We start from the raw sequence: 16355 nt of genomic DNA, 5'->3' as shown, positions 1-16355 counted from the left end.
TAGTCGGTCCTACGATACGGCGCGGGGCGGCCGAGAGCGACACCGGCACGGGCAAACAGGCGGGGGCTGTTCGATTGCCGGAATGGTGGGTGGGGAACCCAGGGGGTGAAAAGGGTCCACTTACGGGTGGATACTTTCGGATGATGCCCGGACCTGCGGATTGTGAATTGGGTTACACCCCAGAAGTGCCGGGTGGGGCAACATTCGCGGGTTACTGCACATGGGCTGTAACATCCGGGGTACTTCGAGGAACACTGGTCGCATCCGCAGCTGGGCTACAGGATGGAAACAGCGTGGATAACCGCCGTGAATGAACTATCCTGCAGTATCAGGAATGCTTAAACCAGTGTTCAAGGATTTAGTGTGGACAGGAAGGCAGACACACGTGGAACAGCGTAAGAAGCGTGGCTTCGCCCGCAAGGCGGGTCTCGGCGGTGTGATGGCCCTCGGCGGCCTCGCCCTCGCCGGTTGTGACGTGGCTCCCCCGGAGAGCGTCGGCAGGATCATCGGCATGGGTTGGCCGACGGGTATCACCCCGGAAGCCACCGCCATGTACAACTTCTGGGTCTGGGTCTGGGTCACCGCCTGGATCATCGGCATCATCATGTGGGCCCTCATGCTCGTCGCCGTCTTCAGCTGGAACGCGAAGAAGGCTGAGAAAGCTGGCAAGGGCGAGTTCCCGAAGCAGCTGCAGTACAACGTTCCGCTCGAGCTGGTGCTCACCATCCTGCCGATCTTCATCGTCATGGGTCTGTTCTTCTTCACCGTCCAGACCCAGCAGAAGGTCACCGCGCTGGACAAGAACCCGGAGGTCACCGTCGACGTGACCGCCTTCCAGTGGAACTGGAAGTTCGGCTACCAGAGCGTCGCCGCCGGCCTGAGCCCCACCGGCTCCGACTACGAGGGTCGCGATGAGGTCCGTCAGGACCTGGCCGACCTCACCCGCCATGACGATCCGGAGACGGTGAAGAACCCGAACCCGATCCACGGCATGTCCAAGGGCGACCAGTCCTACCTCCACTTCAACCAGATCGAGACCGTCGGCTCCACCGACGAGATCCCGGTCCTGGTCCTCCCCTCCAACACCCCGATCGAGTTCCAGCTCGCCTCCGGCGATGTGGCCCACTCCTTCTGGATCCCGGAGTTCCTCTTCAAGCGCGATGCCTACGCTCACCCCGAGGCCAACCAGCAGCAGCGTGCCTTCCAGATTGAGGCGATCGAGGAAGAGGGCGCCTTCGTCGGCCGCTGTGCCGAGATGTGCGGTACCTACCACGCCATGATGAACTTCGAGCTCCGCGTCGTCTCCCCGGAGGCGTTCACCGAGTACCTGCAGTTCCGCCTGGACAACCCGGACGCCCCGAACTCCGAGGCACTGGCCGCGATCGGTGAGGCCCCGTACGCCACCACCACCCACCCGTTCAACTCGTCCCGTCAGACCTGGGACGGCGAGAACTACGTTGACAACAACGCCAACATCTAACGGAGGAATGACACCATGAACTCTGGTTCTAAACTGATGTACGGCATCGCCGCGTTCCTCGCTCTGATGGCTGTCATCTACATCTTCGGCACCGGCTTCGTCGGCGACGACGGCTACCTCGGTGGCACCGAGTGGGTCGGCGTGACGGCACTGGTTCTGTCCACGGCCCTGGCAGTCATGCTCGGTGTGTACCTCCACTTCACTTCCGTCCGCAGCGACATCCTCCCGGAAGACTGGGAAGAGGCTGAGGTCGAGGACAAGGCCGGCATCCTCGGCTTCTTCGCCCCGAACTCCATCTACCCGGTGTGGATGGCCGGCGCCGTCGGCGTCACCGGTCTGGGCATCGCCTTCTGGCACTTCTGGCTCATCGCCATGGGCGCGATCCTGCTCATCTGGGCCTCCTACGGCCTGAGCCTGCAGTACGGCATGCCGAGGGAGAAGCACTAGCTCCTGCGGCGGTCTGACCCCGCCACACACTTCACGAGAAGGCACCCACCCCGCCCCGGGGTCGGGTGCCTTCTCGCGTTGGGGGGAGGGAAAGCGCAGCGTAAAGGGGGTCATCCGAAAGTTGGAACCCGCTGTGAGCGGCGGAAAGTCCGTGTGATTTACATCTCTCGCGGTCGCGGTGTCGATCGCCGGACGGGGCGCGGGGAATGCGGTAGGGTAACGCCCAACGAGTGCCAAGGGGGGTATTCGGCGGTACGGGGGAAGATGACCTGCACGAATGGGGCGTCGGATAGCAGCGCAAAAAGTTCCCACGGGTGTAGAGGAATTTTTCCGCGGCGTTTCAACAAACAAAACCGCAGGTGATATTCCCGTTTTCCCCGTCTGAGCGGGGGGAGATGAAGTGACTTTGGGCGCGGGAGCGGTCATACTAGTCAACGTGACGAGCGCAGTTTCAAACTCAGGTATGGCAGCACCACAGCGTGTTCCCGCACTGAACCGACCCAACATGGTCAGTGTCGGCACGATTGTGTTCCTGTCTCAGGAATTGATGTTCTTCGCCGGACTCTTCGCGATGTACTTCACATCGCGTGCGAACGGCCTGGCAGGCGACTGGAACGAGCAGACAGCAAACCTCAACGTGCTGTTCGGTTTCATCATCACGACCATTCTGGTCGCCTCCTCGGTCACCTCGCAGTTCGGCGTCTTCGCAGCAGAAAGGGGTGACGTTTACGGACTCCGTCGTTGGTACCTCATTACCGTCGGTCTGGCACTTGGCTTCCTCGCCTTCCTGGCCTACGAGTGGTATGAGCTCATCCTCCACGGAGTGACCGTTCAGTCGAGTGTCTTCGGCTCGGTCTTCTACATCATCACGGGCTTCCACGCCGCACACGTGACTGCAGGTGTTATCGCCTTCATTGTCATTCTGCGACGTATCTCCGTGTCCAAGTTCACGCCGGCACAGGCCACCGCCGCAATGGCAGTGTCCTACTACTGGCACTTCGTCGACGTCGTGTGGGTGGGCGTCTTCATCACTCTCTACCTTGTCCAGTAGGCCGTAGCCTGCCGAGCAATCGGCCTGCAGCCATTCACTTTCCACACCGAAATTTCTAAAGGAAAATGATGGATACCAATCCGAACATTGCCGCCAGCGGCGACACCTCCTCCGTGTCGTCCGCGTCGGCCAAGAAGGCCCGCAGCCGTCGCAAGATGCGTCGGACTGCCGTCGGTGCCTTCGCGCTCACCCTGGGTCTCACCGGCGCCGGCGTCCTCGCCACCGCCCTGACCCCGGACGCGCAGGTCGCCACCGCACAGCGGGACGACCAGGCTCTCATCCAGGAGGGCAAGGACCTCTACGACGTCGCCTGCATCACCTGCCACGGAGCCAACCTCCAGGGTGTCCAGGACCGCGGTCCTTCCCTCATCGGTATCGGCGAGGGCGCCGTGTACTTCCAGGTGCACTCCGGCCGTATGCCGATGATGTCGAACGACGCTCAGGCTGAGCGCAAGACCCCGCGTTACACCGAGGCCCAGTCCCTCGCCATGGCCGCCTACGTGGCAGCCAACGGCGGCGGCCCGGAGCTCGTGTACAACGAGGACGGCACCCTTGCCATGGAGGAGCTCCGCGGCAAGAACTACAACGGCATGATCGACGCACAGGACATCGCCCGTGGTGGCGAGCTGTTCCGCCTCAACTGCGCGTCCTGCCACAGCTTCACCGGCCGCGGTGGCGCACTCTCCTCCGGTAAGTACGCCCCGACCCTGGATCCGGCCAACGAGCAGGAGATCTACCAGGCCATGCTCACCGGCCCGCAGAACATGCCGAAGTTCTCCGATCGTCAGCTCTCCGCCGACGAGAAGAAGGACATCATCGCCTTCATCAAGGCCACCAAGGAGACGCCGTCTCCGGGTGGTTGGGGCCTCGGCGGCCTCGGCCCGGTCTCTGAGGGTATGGCCATGTGGTTCATCGGCATCACCATCCTGGGTCTTGCCGCTATGTGGATTGGATCGCGTTCATGAGCAACGAAGTGAAGAAGAACTACACCAAGCAGGAACTCAACGCGATGAGCAACGATGAGCTCGCGCGTCTGGGTACCGAGCTGGACGACGTGACCGTCGCGTTCCGCAAGGAGCGCTTCCCGGTCGCCAACGATCCCGCCGAGAAGCGTGCCGCCCGTGCGGTGACCATCTGGGTCATCGTCGGCATCATCGCCGCCCTCGCTTTCCTGGCCACCTACATCTTCTGGCCGTGGGAGTTCAAGAACCTGGGCGAGGAGGGCCACCTGTGGCACACCTTCTACACCCCGGTTCTCGGCCTCACCTCGGGTATCTCCATCCTGGCCCTGGGTATCGCGGTGGTCCTCTACGTGAAGACCATCATCCCCGAGGAGATCTCGGTGCAGCGTCGCCACGACGGCCCCTCCTCCGAGGTGGACCGCCGCACGCTGACCGCTCTGCTCAACGACTCCTGGGAGACCTCCACCCTCGGTCGCCGCAAGGCACTGCAGGGTCTGCTCGGCGGTGCCGGCATCCTCTTCGGTCTGGTCGTCGTCGCCCCGCTGGGCGGCATGATCAAGAACCCGTGGAAGAAGGGCGAGCTGGGCATCATGGGTGACGGCACCCTGTGGACCTCCGGCTGGACCCTCCACGAGAACGGCGTCAAGCTGTACCTCGCCCGGGACACCGGCGCCATCGCCGAGCAGCACTCCGGCGACACCGGTTCACACTGGACCACCACCGGCGTGTCCCGCCTGGTCCGCGTCCGTCCGGAGGATCTCGACGCCGGCGGCATGGAGACCGTGTACCCGCTGCCGGAGGAGTACGTCAACGACGGTGCGGAGTACAACCCGGACCGCGACGTCTACGTCGAGCAGATGCACTCCGTGCACGGCCCGCGTAACCCCGTCATGCTGATCCGCCTGCGCACCGCCGATGCCGAGAAGGCCATCGAGCGCGAGGGCCAGGAGGACTTCCACTACGGCGACTACTACGCCTACTCGAAGATCTGCACCCACATCGCCTGCCCGACCTCTCTGTACGAGGCACAGACCAACCGCATTCTGTGCCCGTGCCACCAGTCGCAGTTCGACGCACTGCAGTACGGCAAGCCGGTTTTCGGCCCCGCCGCCCGTGCACTGCCGCAGCTGCCGATCACGGTTGACGAAGAGGGTTACCTCATCGCCAAGGGCAACTTCATTGAGCCCGTTGGCCCTGCATTCTGGGAGCGTAAGTCCTAATGAGCAACAAGCTGGCCCAAGCTGCCAACAACATTGATTCGCGCTACACCGCGTCCGGTCTGCTGCGTCCGCAGCTGAACAAGGTCTTCCCGACGCACTGGTCCTTCATGCTCGGTGAGATGGCTCTCTACAGCTTCATCATCCTGCTGCTGACCGGTGTCTACCTGGCGCTGTTCTTCGACCCGTCCATCACCAAGGTGATCTACGACGGCGGTTACCTGCCGCTCAACGGTGTCGAAATGTCCCGTGCCTACGCAACCGCACTGGACATCTCCTTCGAGGTCCGCGGTGGACTCTTCGTCCGCCAGATGCACCACTGGGCCGCCCTCATGTTCATGATGTCCATGGTCGCGCACATGCTGCGTGTCTTCTTCACCGGTGCTTTCCGACGCCCGCGTGAGGCCAACTGGATCATCGGCTGCACCCTGATCATCCTGGGCATGGCCGAGGGCTTCATGGGTTACTCCCTCCCGGATGACCTGCTCTCCGGCGTCGGCCTCCGCATCATGTCCGCCATCATCCTGGGCCTGCCGATCATCGGCACCTGGATGCACTGGCTGATCTTCGGCGGCGACTTCCCGTCCGACCTCATGCTCGACCGTTTCTACATCGCGCACGTGCTCATCCTGCCGGGCATCATCCTCGGCCTGATCGCCGCTCACCTGGCGCTGGTCTGGTACCAGAAGCACACCCAGTTCCCGGGCGCCGGCCGCACCGAGAACAACGTCGTCGGTGTCCGCATCATGCCGGTCTTCGCCACCAAGGCCATCGGCTACGGTCTGCTGACCGCCGGTGTCCTGGCGCTGATGTCCGGCCTCACCACGATCAACGCGATCTGGAACATCGGCCCCTACAACCCCTCGCAGGTCTCTGCCGGTTCCCAGCCTGACGTCTACATGCTGTGGACTGACGGTGTGGCCCGTGTCATGCCGGCGTGGGAGCTCTACCTGGGCAACTACACCATCCCGTCCGCCTTCTGGGTCGCCCTGGTCTGTGGTCTCATGGTTGTCCTGCTGTTCGCTTACCCGTGGATCGAGAAGAACGCCACCGGCGACGACGCTCACCACAACCTGCTGCAGCGTCCGCGCGACGTGCCGGTGCGTACCGGCATCGGTGCCATGGCCATCACCTTCTTCCTGCTGGTGACCATCTCCGGTGGTAACGACCACATCGCGCACTTCTTCCAGATCTCGCTCAACGCGATGACCTGGGTCGGCCGTATCGGTGTCATCCTGCTGCCGCCGATCGCTTACTTCATCACCCACCGCATCTGTGTCGGCCTGCAGCGCTCTGACCGCGCTGTGCTCGAGCACGGCATGGAGACCGGTGTGATCAAGCAGCTGCCGAACGGTGCCTTCGTGGAGATCCACCAGCCGCTCGGCCCGGTGGACGCACACGGCCACCCGGTGCCGCTGGCCTACGCCGGTGCCGCAGTGCCGAAGCGCCTCAACCAGCTCGGCTTCGCCGACCGCATCTCCCGCGGCTCGCTGGTCAAGGCAGACGAGCAGCGCTTCGCCGACGCTGCCGTGGAGAACGCTCACGCGAACCATCGCGAAGAGGTCGCCATGCTGGAGAGCCTCAACGAGGCGAACCGCGCGAAGGACCGCGAGGCCGGTCACCTGGACTAGTTCCTGCGCTCACGAGTCGAAACCCCGTCTCCCCGGTACCTGGGGGAGGCGGGGTTTCCTCTATGCCTGAGAGTGTTACCCCTGTGGTTTCTGGGTTTCTAGGGGCAATCCCCTAGGGGATGTGACCGGAATCACTCTACCGTTATGGGGTGGCCGTAGTTGTCGGCGGGCGGGGCGGCTGGAGGGCGTCCCATTTCCGCGGAATGGGCGCATTGCTGCAGGTCAGCGCCATGTATCCGGCGCTCCGTGGAGGGGTGACGGGAGGGGTGTGGCGGAAAGCGGATCCTCCGGAGCGTCGATAACAGCTCGATAACAGCGCGTGGTTCGACGGTTGGGTTGGACAACATTCGTTGTTGTTTCGTAACCTGATCGAGACATTGCGGGGCTTCCAGATGAAGCCGCCGAATGACTGAACTGAAAACAAGGCCTAATCCCCGTCCACGGGGAGCCGGGGAACCACACAGTGTTCTCTGGGGTGAACCCTCTGCGAGAGCGTCTCTGAGACGCGGAGCGGAGGGGGGAAGCTTCCAAGATCCCAACCCGACAGCTAACCCGGTAGGCACAAGGAAGATCTGGAGATACATTCGTGGCTCAGCACCGTCGCCTCAACAAGACCGCAACCCGCCGTATCGCCGCCGCCTCCGCGGTGGTCATGGGTACCACCGTTCTCGCACCGGGCGTGGCCAACGCCTTCGAGGTCGCCATCCCCAACACGAACTTCTCCGTGAACGTTCCGGGCCTGGAGAACGTCCCGAACATCGAACAGTTCGTTCCGGCTGCACCGGCTGTCCAGGAGACCGCCAACGCCTACGTCGCCAACGTTGTCGCGCAGGCCCCCGCCGCGCAGGCCGGCTCCTCCCAGGGCCAGGCCATCGCCAACGCCGTGCGCTCCAAGATCGGCGCACCGTACTCCTGGGGTGCCACCGGCCCCTCCGCCTTCGATTGCTCCGGCCTGACCACCTGGGCCTACCAGCAGGTCGGCAAGTCCATCCCGCGCACCTCCCAGGCCCAGGCCTCCCAGGGCCAGCGCGTGCCGCTGGACCAGCTGCAGCCGGGCGACATCATCGCCTACTACGGTGGCGCGTCCCACGTGGGCATCTACGTCGGCAACGGCATGATCGTCGACGCCCTGAACTCCGGCTCCCCGGTGGGCGAGCGCCCGCTGCACTTCCAGCCGATCCACTCCGCCGTCCGCTTCTAAGCGCGACCGCACTGCACCGCCCATCTTCGGCTTCGGCCGGGGATGGGCGTCGCCGTTTTCCGGGGTAAGGACACCACAAGTCACACGGGTCACGACCTCGTGATGAGGTATTTACTCACCTGTTATCAAGTGTCTATAGTTGTTCCTGGCCAGCCCCGGCCACCGTGTCAGCGAAAGAGTCATCCGTGCGTTTCCTCCCCGGCGTATCCCACACCCTCCGAATCACCACCGCCACCCTGGTCAGTGCCGCCCTGTTGGCCGGTGGGCTGAGCGTCCCGCAGGCCGCGGCCGATGACGTCGAGGCGCTCATCACCTCCATGGAGGAGGTCTCCCACGAGGCCACCGCCAAGAGCGAGGAGGTCAAGCAGCTCGAGCTCGACATCGAGCAGGGCCAGGAGCGCATCGACACCCTCAAGCAGGACGCCGAGGAGGCGCGGGTGCGGGCCCAGGGGGCGCAGGAGGCACAGCGCGCGTTCCAGGGTGATGTCAACGACCTGGCCGGCGCGAAGTACCGCAGCCTCATGGTGGACCCGGTGACCAACGCGATCGCCGCCGCCAACCCGCAGAACGCGATCGACCGCGCCGCCTACCTCGGTACGCTGACGCGGAACACGGAGCGGGCCGTCGATAAGCTCGCGGCCGCGACGGCCGAGGCCGGGCGCGCACACACCGACGCCTCCCGGATCGTGGCAGAGGCCAACTTCCAGCAGTCCCGGCTCGAGGAGCAGCACCGTGCCCTCGCCGCGGAGCAGGAGGAGCTGCAGGCCCGTATCCGGGAGATCGAGGAGAAGGTGTCCACCCTCGACGCGGCGGCCCGCGCCCGCTGGGAGAGCAAGAACAATCCCCTCGCGCCGTTCTCCCTCACCGGCGAGGGGGCCGTGGGTGCCGCGCTGAGCAAGCTGGGTTCCCCCTACGGCTGGGGCGCCACCGGCCCCGACCAGTTCGACTGCTCCGGGCTCATGCTGTGGGCCCACCAGCAGCAGGGCAAGTCCATTCCGCGCACCTCGCAGGCGCAGCTGGCCGGCGGCACCCCGGTGTCGCGGGCGGATCTGCAGCCGGGTGACATCGTCGGCTACTACCCGGGTGTGACGCACGTGGGCATGTACATCGGCAACGGCCAGCTCGTCCACGCCTCCGACTACGGCATCCCGGTGCAAGTGGTCTCCGTGGACTCCATGCCCTGGGCGGGCGCGGTCCGCTACTAGGACCTCTCACCGCATGCCCCGGATCCTGCTGGTCACCAATGACTTCCCCCCGACGGTGGGGGGCATTCAGTCCTACCTCCGGGACTTCCTGGGCACCCTCGACCCGCAGGATGTCGTGGTGTTCGCCTCCACGCAGGACGCGCAGGCTGCGGCCGCGCACGACGCGCAGGTGCCCTACCGGGTGATCCGCTGGCCGCGCCAGGTCATGCTGCCCACTCCGGCGACGGCGGAGGCGATGGGCCAGATCATCGGGGAGCTGGACATCGACACGGTGTGGTTCGGGGCGGCCGCCCCGCTGGCCCTCATGGGACGGGCCGCCCGCGCCGCCGGCGCCCGGCGCATCATCGCCAGCACCCACGGCCACGAGGTGGGCTGGTCCATGGTGCCGGGGGCGCGGCAGGTGCTGCGCCGGATCGGGAATACCGCGGACGTGGTCACCTACATCTCCGACTACACTCTGCGCCGCTTCCGCCGTGCCTTCGGCAGCCACCCTGAGTTCCGCCACCTGCCCTCCGGGGTGAACACCGAGTGGTTCCGCCCGGCCGCCCGCCCGCCCGGGCCGCCGACGGTGGTGTGCGTGTCCCGCCTGGTGCCCCGGAAGGGGCAGGACATGCTCATCCGCGTGTGGCCGCGCGTGCTGGAGCGGCATCCGGAGGCCCGCCTGCGGATCATCGGATCAGGCCCCCACGAGCGCACCCTGCGCGCGCTGGCCGCCCCTCTCGGTGCGGCGGTCGAGTTCACCGGGCCGCTGGACACCACGGCCCTGCGTGACGCACTCGCCGCCGCCGATATTTTCGCCATGCCCGCCCGCACCCGGGGCCGCGGGCTCGACGTGGAGGGCCTGGGGATCGTCTACCTGGAGGCGCAGGCCTGCGGCGTGCCGGTCATCGCCGGGGATTCCGGCGGCGCCCCGGAGACCGTCACCCCGGAGACCGGCCTCGTCGTGGACGGGCGCGACGAGGACCAGCTCACGGACGCCCTTCTCACCCTGCTGGATGACCCCGACCGGGCGGCCGGGATGGGGCAGGCGGGGCGTCGATACGCACTGGCGGAGTGGACCTGGGAGATCATGGGCGCGCGGCTGCGCGATATACTCCGGTAGATGAACACGCTCGGCTTCGACATCGGCGGGACTCAGTGCCGGGCCGCCCTGGTGACGCAGGAGGGGGAGATCCTCGCGCAGCGCTCCGTGCCCACCCCGCGCACGGTTCCCGCGCTGGAGGACGCGATCGTCGGGCTCGTGGATGAGCTGCGCCCCCTCGAACCCGCCGCCGTCGGGCTGGCCGTCGCCGGGTTCCTCGACCCGGCCCGGGAGATCGTCCGCTTCGCCCCGCACCTGCCGTGGCGCGACGCCCCCGTCCGCGCCCGCCTGCAGGAGCGGCTCGCGCTGCCGGTGGTGCTGGAACACGACGCCAACGCCGCCGCCTGGGGGGAGTACCGTTTCGGCTCGGCGCGCGGGGCAGGCACATGGGTGTTCTTCGCCGTCGGGACCGGGATCGGGGCCGCGCTCATGATCGACGGTCAGCTGTTCCGCGGGGCCTTCGGTACCGCCCCGGAGTTCGGGCATCTCACCGTCGTGCCTGGTGGGCGCGAGTGCGCCTGCGGCAAGCGGGGCTGCCTGGAACGCTACGCCTCAGGCACGGCGCTGGCCGATACCGCCGTCGCCCACGGGATGGCGCCGCGGCTCAGCGGCCACGCCATCATGGAGGCCGCCCGGGCCGGCGACGAGCGGGCGCGGGCCGTCCTGGCGGAGTTCGCCGGCTGGCTGGGGCAGGGGCTGAGCATCGTCGCGGACGTCCTGGACCCGGAGCTCATCGTGCTCGGTGGGGGAGTGTCGGACGACGCCGACCTCTTCCTGGCCGGCGCAGTGGCCGAAATGGGCAGGTCCATAGTGGGTGCGGGGCACCGGCGGCTCCCGGTCGTGGGAACCGCCGAACTCGGCGCCCACGCGGGTATGATCGGCGTGTCCGATCTGGCGCGCACCGACACTCAAGGGGAGTAGATGATGGAAAAGAAGTGGTACTGGCTGTACAAGAACGTCCTCATCGGCCCTTTCCTCCGGATCTGGAACCGCCCCACCATCGAGGGAGTGGAGAATATACCGGCGTCAGGTGCCGCGATCGTCGCCTCCACCCACCAGGCGGTCATGGACTCCTTCTTCTTCCCGGCGCTGAGCCCGCGCACCATCACTTTCCCGGCGAAGTCCGAGTACTTCACCGCCCCGGGCCTGGTCGGCCGCCTGCAGAAGTGGTTCTTCACCTCCATCGGCCAGATCCCCGTGCACCGCGGTGCCGCCGGCGCCGGTGACGCCACGCTGGCCGCCGCCCGCACCGTCCTCGGCCGCGGCGATGTCCTGGGCATCTACCCGGAGGGCACCCGCTCCCCGGACGGGCGCATCTACAAGGGGCGGACCGGCATGGCGCGCATCGCCCTGGCCACGGACGCCCCGATCATCCCACTGGCCATGATCGGCTCGCGCAACGCCAACCCGATCGGCACGTGGATCCCGCGTCCCGCGAAGGTCCGGATGCGCATCGGTGAGCCCATCGACGGCCGCGCCTACGTCGCCTCCCTGGGCATCGACCCGGATTCCCGCGAGGCCGCCCGCCCGCTCACCGACCACGTCATGGCCGTGCTCACCGAACTCTCCGGGCAGGAATACGTGGACATCTACGCCTCCGAGGTCAAGGATTCCCTGGCAGCCGGACGCGGTTGGCCCGCAGGTTCCGAGCCGACTCTTGGCTGATTGCCGGGGTTTCCCTATACTTGACGGCTGGACTGTGCCGGAGCGTTCCGGTACCGAGTAAGTCAGCTGCGCGTACGGGATGAGGTGAGGCGCGTGTCAGCTCCCGGCATCACTGCCCCGACAACCCGCCTACGCTGGCCCGATGTGGCCAAGGGACTGTCCATCGTGGGTGTCGTCCTCCTCCATGTCAGCCTGGCCGTGCCGGAGGGTATGGAGACCACCGCGGCGCACCTCAACCGCTTCCTCGACCCCCTGCGGATGCCGCTGTTTTTCATGGTGAGTGGCCTCTTCTCGGCGAAGGTGTTCGGTTTCACATTCCGGGAACTCTTCCTCCGTCGCCTGTGGTTCTTCCTCGTGCCCTATCTCGTTTGGGTGCCCATCGAGCTGTGGTTCAAGTACCGCGAGTGGCACCTCCACGACGGCAAGGCGATGCCGGAGCTGTCCCAGTACGTCGAGCACCTCATCGAGGGGCGGAACATGTACTGGTTCCTCTACGCACTGGTCATCTTCAACATCATTCTGTGGCTCACCCGCAAGCTTCCCTGGTGGGCGGGGGTGCTCGTCGGTTTCGCCCCGATCCTCATCCTGCCGCTGCACGCGGAGCAGCACATGATCGGCAAGGCCGTCCTCTACCTGCCGGCCTTCCTGCTCGGCGCGCACCTGCGCCTGCACATCCGCCGTTTCGCGGAGTCGGCGACGACCCTGCGTCACCTCACGCGCGGCACGGTTCTCTACGCCGTGGGCTTCAGCGTGGCGGCCGTGTGGGCCTGGTGGAACACCGTCTCCGACGTGTCTTTCGGCTGGCCGCTGCCCTTCGCGGAGACGGTCGGATTCGTCGATCTGCGGCTCATCGTCAACGCGGTGGTGCAGCTGCTCATGCTGCCGATGGCGGTCATCGTCGCGGTGCTGCTCTCCCGTGTTCCGGTGGTGGTGGACGTCCTGTCCTTCCTCGGGCGGCACACGCTGATCATCTATCTCGGCCACCCCATCGCCCTCACCGTGCTCTACCAGTACAACATGCGCGCCTGGGAGCTGCCGATCTCCCGGGACGCGGAGACCGCCCTGCACCAGACGGCGCTGTGGATGGTCCTCGGCCTGCTCATCTCCGCCCTGGGCGCGCTGGCCCTGTGGCTGGTCACCCGCGTGCCGTACCTGCGGTGGACGGTCATGCCCCCGCAGGTGGGCCGTGCTTATCGACGCCCCGCGAGCACCCGCGGCGCGACACCCGCCGCGCCGACGACCGCGAGCGTCACCAGCAGGTAGGAGCTACCCACCAGCTGCGCCCACCAAGGCCACGCGTGCTCGAGGCCGTGGTTGTTCGGCAGCAGCCAGTGCGGGGAGAAGAAGACGGCGGCCAGCACGAATACCCCGAGGATGCGCCCCGCGCCGGCGAGCAGGGTCACCGCCATGGGCACGAGCCACACCCAGTGGTGGGACCACGACACCGGAGAGCACAGCAGCGCCACGGTGGAGGCCAGCAGGACGGTGGCCAGCTTGGTCTGCGCCCGCCACATCGCCACGATGACGAGCGCGAGGGCGAGCAGGACCAGGAGCAGCCAGAGGCGGGAATCGGCCTGCTCGCCGGGGGCGGCCAGGCGTGCGAGCAGCCCGCGGAGGGACTGGTTGGAGGCGTAGGACTCTCCGCCGATGCGGCCGGTGTCCGAGAGGGTCTCTAACCAATAGGTCAGCGAGTTTCGCCAGCTCAGCAGCGCCGCCAGGAGGGTGAAGCCCACGCCGGCGCAGAAGGTCACCGCCGCGTGCCGCCATTGACGACGCACGAGGAAGACGAGGATGAACACCGCCGGGGTGAGCTTGATGGCGGCGGCCAGGCCGATGAGCACGCCGCGGGGCAGCCAGGGGCGGCGGGTGAGGGTGTCGGCCAGGACCAGGGCCATGAGGATGATGTTGATCTGCCCAAATCCGAGGGTCTCCCGGACGGGCTCGGCCAGCAGCGCCAGGGGGAGGATCCAGGCGGCGAGGACGCGGTGATCGGCGGGTGCCAGCCCGGGCACGGCGTGGCGCAGGACGATGGTCAGGCACCACCACAGCAACACCGCCGAGGCGAACGTCCAGGCCACCAGTGCCACGCCGTAGGGGAGCAGGGCCACGGGGATGAAGAGGATTGCGGCCAGCGGGGGATAGGTGAACGGCAGCGTGATGCCGCCGACCTCGTAGCCCCGGGTGTAGAGGTTGTCCCCCTCGAGGAAGGCCCGGGCGCCCGCGCGGTAGACGTCGATGTCGATGGCGTAGCGCAGGGTGAGGTCGGCGTCGATAAGCCAGGGGAGCAGCGCCGCCATGGAGGCGAGCACGGCGAGCACCACCCACCCCCGCTCGCGGCGGGAGGTGAAGCGGGGCGCGGGAGAAACGGTGATCACCGCATGAAGTGTAATCGCCCGGGGTGGGCAGGTTAGGCTGGGCTGGTGCGCTACTTCTACGACACCGAGTTCATCGAGGACGGCCGGACCATCGAGCTGGTCTCGATCGGCATCGTCGCCGAGGACGGGCGCGAGTATTACGCCGTCTCCACGGACTTCGACGCCTCCCGCGCGAACGCCTGGGTGCGCGACAATGTGCTGGACAAGCTCCCCAACCCCGGGGCGCCGGTGTGGCGTTCCCTGGATACGATCCGCGCGGAGGTGCTGGCGTTCCTGACGTCGGCACGCGACGGGGATCCGGAGCTGTGGGCCTGGGTGGGGGCCTATGACCACGTGGTTCTGGCCCAGCTGTGGGGGGACATGGCCGGGCTGCCCCGCGTCATTCCGCGCTACACCCGCGAGCTCAAGCAGTACTGGGAGATGGCGGGCAGGCCCCACCTGCCCAAGGCCCCGGACGCCTCGCATGACGCCCTGGTGGATGCGCGCCACAACCTGGAGAAGTTCCGCCTCTGCGCCGAGATTCTTCCCCTGGGGCGCGGGAACCGGGTGCTCCGTTAGGCGGAAAACACCTGCACGGGGGCACATGACTGGACACCCGTGCTATGAATATGGGTGTGAGTTGGACTGTTGACATCCCTAAAGAGGTTCTCCCCGACCTGCCGCCGCTTCCCGCCGGCCTGCAGGAGCGGTTCGAGGACGTAATTTCCCGCGAGGCCAAGCAGCAGCCCAGCTGGGACCGGAACCAGGCGGAGACCGTCCGCAAGATCCTCGAGTCGGTGCCGCCGACCGTGGTCGCCCCCGAGGTCACCGAGCTGAAGCGTCAGCTGGCCGACGTCGCGCTGGGCAAGGCCTTCCTCATGCAGGGCGGTGACTGTGCCGAGACCTTCGAGTCCAACACCGAGCCCCACATCCGCTCGAACATCAAGACCCTGCTGCAGATGGCCGTCGTGCTCACCTACGGCGCCTCCACCCCGGTGGTGAAGCTGGCCCGCATCGCCGGCCAGTACGCCAAGCCGCGCTCCCAGGATCTGGATGAGAACGGCCTGCCGAACTACCGCGGCGACATCGTCAACGGTGTGGAGCCGACCCCGGAGGCGCGTCGCCACGATCCGGCGCGCATGATCCGCGCCTACGCTAACTCCTCGGCCGCCATGAACCTGGTGCGCGCCCTCGTGTCCTCCGGGACCGCGGACCTCAACCGCGTCCACGAGTGGAACCGGGAGTTCGTGGCCAACTCCCCGGCCGGCGCCCGCTACGAGGCCCTCGCCGAGGAGATCGAGCGCGGCCTGCGCTTCATGGACGCCTGCGGTGTCCACGACGATTCCCTCCGCACCTCCGACATCTTCTGCTCGCATGAGGCACTGCTCGTCGACTACGAGCGCGCCATGCTGCGCCTGCACGAGGACGAGGACGGCGAGACCCGCCTCTACGACCTGTCCGCGCACCAGCTGTGGATCGGCGAGCGTACCCGCGGCATCGAGGACTTCCACGTCAACTTCGCCGCGCTCATCGCCAACCCGATCGGCATCAAGATCGGCCCGTCGATCACCCCGGAGGAGGCCGTCGCCTACGCCGCGAAGCTCGATCCGGAGCGCGAGCCGGGCCGCCTGACCATGGTCGCCCGCATGGGCCACGACAAGGTGCGCACCGCGCTGCCGCCGGTCATCGAGGCCGTCGAGGCAGCCGGCCACAAGGTCATCTGGCAGTCCGACCCGATGCACGGCAACACCTTCACCGCGTCCAACGGCTACAAGACCCGTCACTTCGACAAGGTCATCGACGAGGTCCAGGGCTTCTTCGAGGTCCACCGTCAGCTGGGCACCCACCCGGGCGGCATCCACATCGAGCTCACCGGTGAGGACGTCACCGAGTGCCTCGGCGGCGCCATGGACATCACCGATGTCGACCTGCCGGGCCGCTACGAGTCCGCCTGCGACCCGCGCCTGAACACCCAGCAGTCCCTCGAGCTGGCCTTCCTCGTCGCGGAGATGCTCCGCAACTAGGTCGTCTGCTTATCGACGCCGCGCTTCCCTCCCCGGG

At 66.8% G+C, this 16355-nt stretch carries 15 protein-coding genes and 1 riboswitch; of the genes, 14 read left to right on the top strand and 1 reads right to left on the bottom strand.

All coding sequences use genetic code 11. From position 1 onward, the window contains the following. The first annotated feature begins 385 nt into the window (after nucleotides 1–385). From ctaC to ACFPUZ_RS01725, 12 genes are all read left to right on the top strand, one after another. Entirely contained in the window at nucleotides 386–1480 is a 1095-nt protein-coding gene (gene ctaC, locus ACFPUZ_RS01780) for an aa3-type cytochrome oxidase subunit II (RefSeq protein ID WP_376999285.1), read from the top strand. A gap of 15 nt (nucleotides 1481–1495) precedes the next feature. Beyond that, entirely contained in the window at nucleotides 1496–1927 is a 432-nt protein-coding gene (ctaF, locus tag ACFPUZ_RS01775; protein ID WP_376999283.1) for an aa3-type cytochrome oxidase subunit IV, read from the top strand. Between the two features lie 436 nt (nucleotides 1928–2363). Continuing rightward, nucleotides 2364–2978, top strand: coding sequence for an aa3-type cytochrome oxidase subunit III (gene ctaE / locus ACFPUZ_RS01770; protein WP_376999281.1), 615 nt, complete (start codon nucleotides 2364–2366; stop codon nucleotides 2976–2978). A gap of 65 nt (nucleotides 2979–3043) precedes the next feature. After that, the gene (qcrC, locus tag ACFPUZ_RS01765) at nucleotides 3044–3943 is read left to right on the top strand and encodes a cytochrome bc1 complex diheme cytochrome c subunit (RefSeq protein WP_376999279.1); all 900 of its coding nucleotides are present in this window, start codon (nucleotides 3044–3046) and stop codon (nucleotides 3941–3943) included. After that, nucleotides 3940–5160 carry a cytochrome bc1 complex Rieske iron-sulfur subunit gene (qcrA, locus tag ACFPUZ_RS01760; RefSeq protein ID WP_376999277.1) on the top strand — a complete coding sequence of 407 codons (1221 nt, stop codon included), beginning with the start codon at nucleotides 3940–3942 and terminating at the stop codon, nucleotides 5158–5160. The genes qcrC and qcrA overlap by 4 nt, the downstream gene beginning before the upstream one ends. Beyond that, nucleotides 5160–6788: a cytochrome bc1 complex cytochrome b subunit gene (gene qcrB, locus ACFPUZ_RS01755; protein WP_376999275.1), complete on the top strand. Its 1629-nt coding sequence runs from the start codon at nucleotides 5160–5162 to the stop codon at nucleotides 6786–6788. The genes qcrA and qcrB overlap by 1 nt, the downstream gene beginning before the upstream one ends. Nucleotides 6789–7202: 414 nt before the next feature. After that, a riboswitch (cyclic di-AMP (ydaO/yuaA leader) is annotated at nucleotides 7203–7365 on the top strand. A gap of 9 nt (nucleotides 7366–7374) precedes the next feature. After that, nucleotides 7375–7989 carry an NlpC/P60 family protein gene (locus ACFPUZ_RS01750; protein ID WP_376999273.1) on the top strand — a complete coding sequence of 205 codons (615 nt, stop codon included), beginning with the start codon at nucleotides 7375–7377 and terminating at the stop codon, nucleotides 7987–7989. Nucleotides 7990–8174: 185 nt separating this feature from the next. Beyond that, nucleotides 8175–9194 (top strand): C40 family peptidase, encoded by a 1020-nt coding sequence (locus ACFPUZ_RS01745; RefSeq protein WP_376999271.1) that lies wholly within the window; start codon nucleotides 8175–8177, stop codon nucleotides 9192–9194. A gap of 13 nt (nucleotides 9195–9207) precedes the next feature. Next, nucleotides 9208–10296 (top strand): glycosyltransferase family 4 protein, encoded by a 1089-nt coding sequence (locus ACFPUZ_RS01740; RefSeq protein WP_376999269.1) that lies wholly within the window; start codon nucleotides 9208–9210, stop codon nucleotides 10294–10296. Beyond that, entirely contained in the window at nucleotides 10297–11196 is a 900-nt protein-coding gene (locus tag ACFPUZ_RS01735) for an ROK family protein (protein WP_376999267.1), read from the top strand. It begins immediately after the preceding gene. Between the two features lie 3 nt (nucleotides 11197–11199). Next, a complete protein-coding gene (locus ACFPUZ_RS01730) occupies nucleotides 11200–11940 on the top strand; it encodes a lysophospholipid acyltransferase family protein (RefSeq protein ID WP_376999953.1) in 741 nt (246 codons plus the stop codon). Nucleotides 11941–12084: 144 nt separating this feature from the next. Beyond that, nucleotides 12085–13203 (top strand): acyltransferase family protein, encoded by a 1119-nt coding sequence (locus ACFPUZ_RS01725; RefSeq protein ID WP_376999265.1) that lies wholly within the window; start codon nucleotides 12085–12087, stop codon nucleotides 13201–13203. Here the strand turns inward: ACFPUZ_RS01725 and ACFPUZ_RS01720 are convergent. After that, nucleotides 13131–14315, bottom strand: a complete 1185-nt coding sequence (locus tag ACFPUZ_RS01720; protein ID WP_376999263.1) for a glycosyltransferase 87 family protein — start codon at nucleotides 14313–14315, stop codon at nucleotides 13131–13133. The two genes, ACFPUZ_RS01725 and ACFPUZ_RS01720, sit on opposite strands and share 73 nt — an antisense overlap. A gap of 45 nt (nucleotides 14316–14360) precedes the next feature. On the opposite strand from ACFPUZ_RS01720, the gene ACFPUZ_RS01715 reads away from it, so the two are divergent. Together ACFPUZ_RS01715 and ACFPUZ_RS01710 are read left to right on the top strand one after the other, a co-directional pair. Then, nucleotides 14361–14873: a polyadenylate-specific 3'-exoribonuclease AS gene (locus ACFPUZ_RS01715; RefSeq protein WP_376999261.1), complete on the top strand. Its 513-nt coding sequence runs from the start codon at nucleotides 14361–14363 to the stop codon at nucleotides 14871–14873. 56 nt (nucleotides 14874–14929) lie between these two features. Further along, the gene (locus tag ACFPUZ_RS01710) at nucleotides 14930–16318 is read left to right on the top strand and encodes a class II 3-deoxy-7-phosphoheptulonate synthase (RefSeq protein WP_376999259.1); all 1389 of its coding nucleotides are present in this window, start codon (nucleotides 14930–14932) and stop codon (nucleotides 16316–16318) included. Nucleotides 16319–16355: the final 37 nt, after the last annotated feature.

The sequence above is a fragment of the Corynebacterium nasicanis genome (assembly GCF_042658165.1).
Lineage (GTDB): Bacteria > Actinomycetota > Actinomycetes > Mycobacteriales > Mycobacteriaceae > Corynebacterium > Corynebacterium nasicanis.
The sequence above is the reverse complement of the archived record's forward strand: the minus strand, read 5'-3'. Positions and strand labels throughout refer to the sequence as shown.

What these genes read in the sequence shown, in the direction of transcription:
- ACFPUZ_RS01730 (WP_376999953.1), top strand. Translation starts at nt 11,200, where the DNA reads ATGGAAAAGAAGTGGTACTGGCTGTACAAGAACGTCCTCATCGGCCCT.
- qcrB (WP_376999275.1), top strand. Translation starts at nt 5,160, where the DNA reads ATGAGCAACAAGCTGGCCCAAGCTGCCAACAACATTGATTCGCGCTAC.
- ACFPUZ_RS01735 (WP_376999267.1), top strand. Translation starts at nt 10,297, where the DNA reads ATGAACACGCTCGGCTTCGACATCGGCGGGACTCAGTGCCGGGCCGCC.
- qcrA (WP_376999277.1), top strand. Translation starts at nt 3,940, where the DNA reads ATGAGCAACGAAGTGAAGAAGAACTACACCAAGCAGGAACTCAACGCG.
- ctaF (WP_376999283.1), top strand. Translation starts at nt 1,496, where the DNA reads ATGAACTCTGGTTCTAAACTGATGTACGGCATCGCCGCGTTCCTCGCT.
- ACFPUZ_RS01740 (WP_376999269.1), top strand. Translation starts at nt 9,208, where the DNA reads ATGCCCCGGATCCTGCTGGTCACCAATGACTTCCCCCCGACGGTGGGG.
- qcrC (WP_376999279.1), top strand. Translation starts at nt 3,044, where the DNA reads ATGATGGATACCAATCCGAACATTGCCGCCAGCGGCGACACCTCCTCC.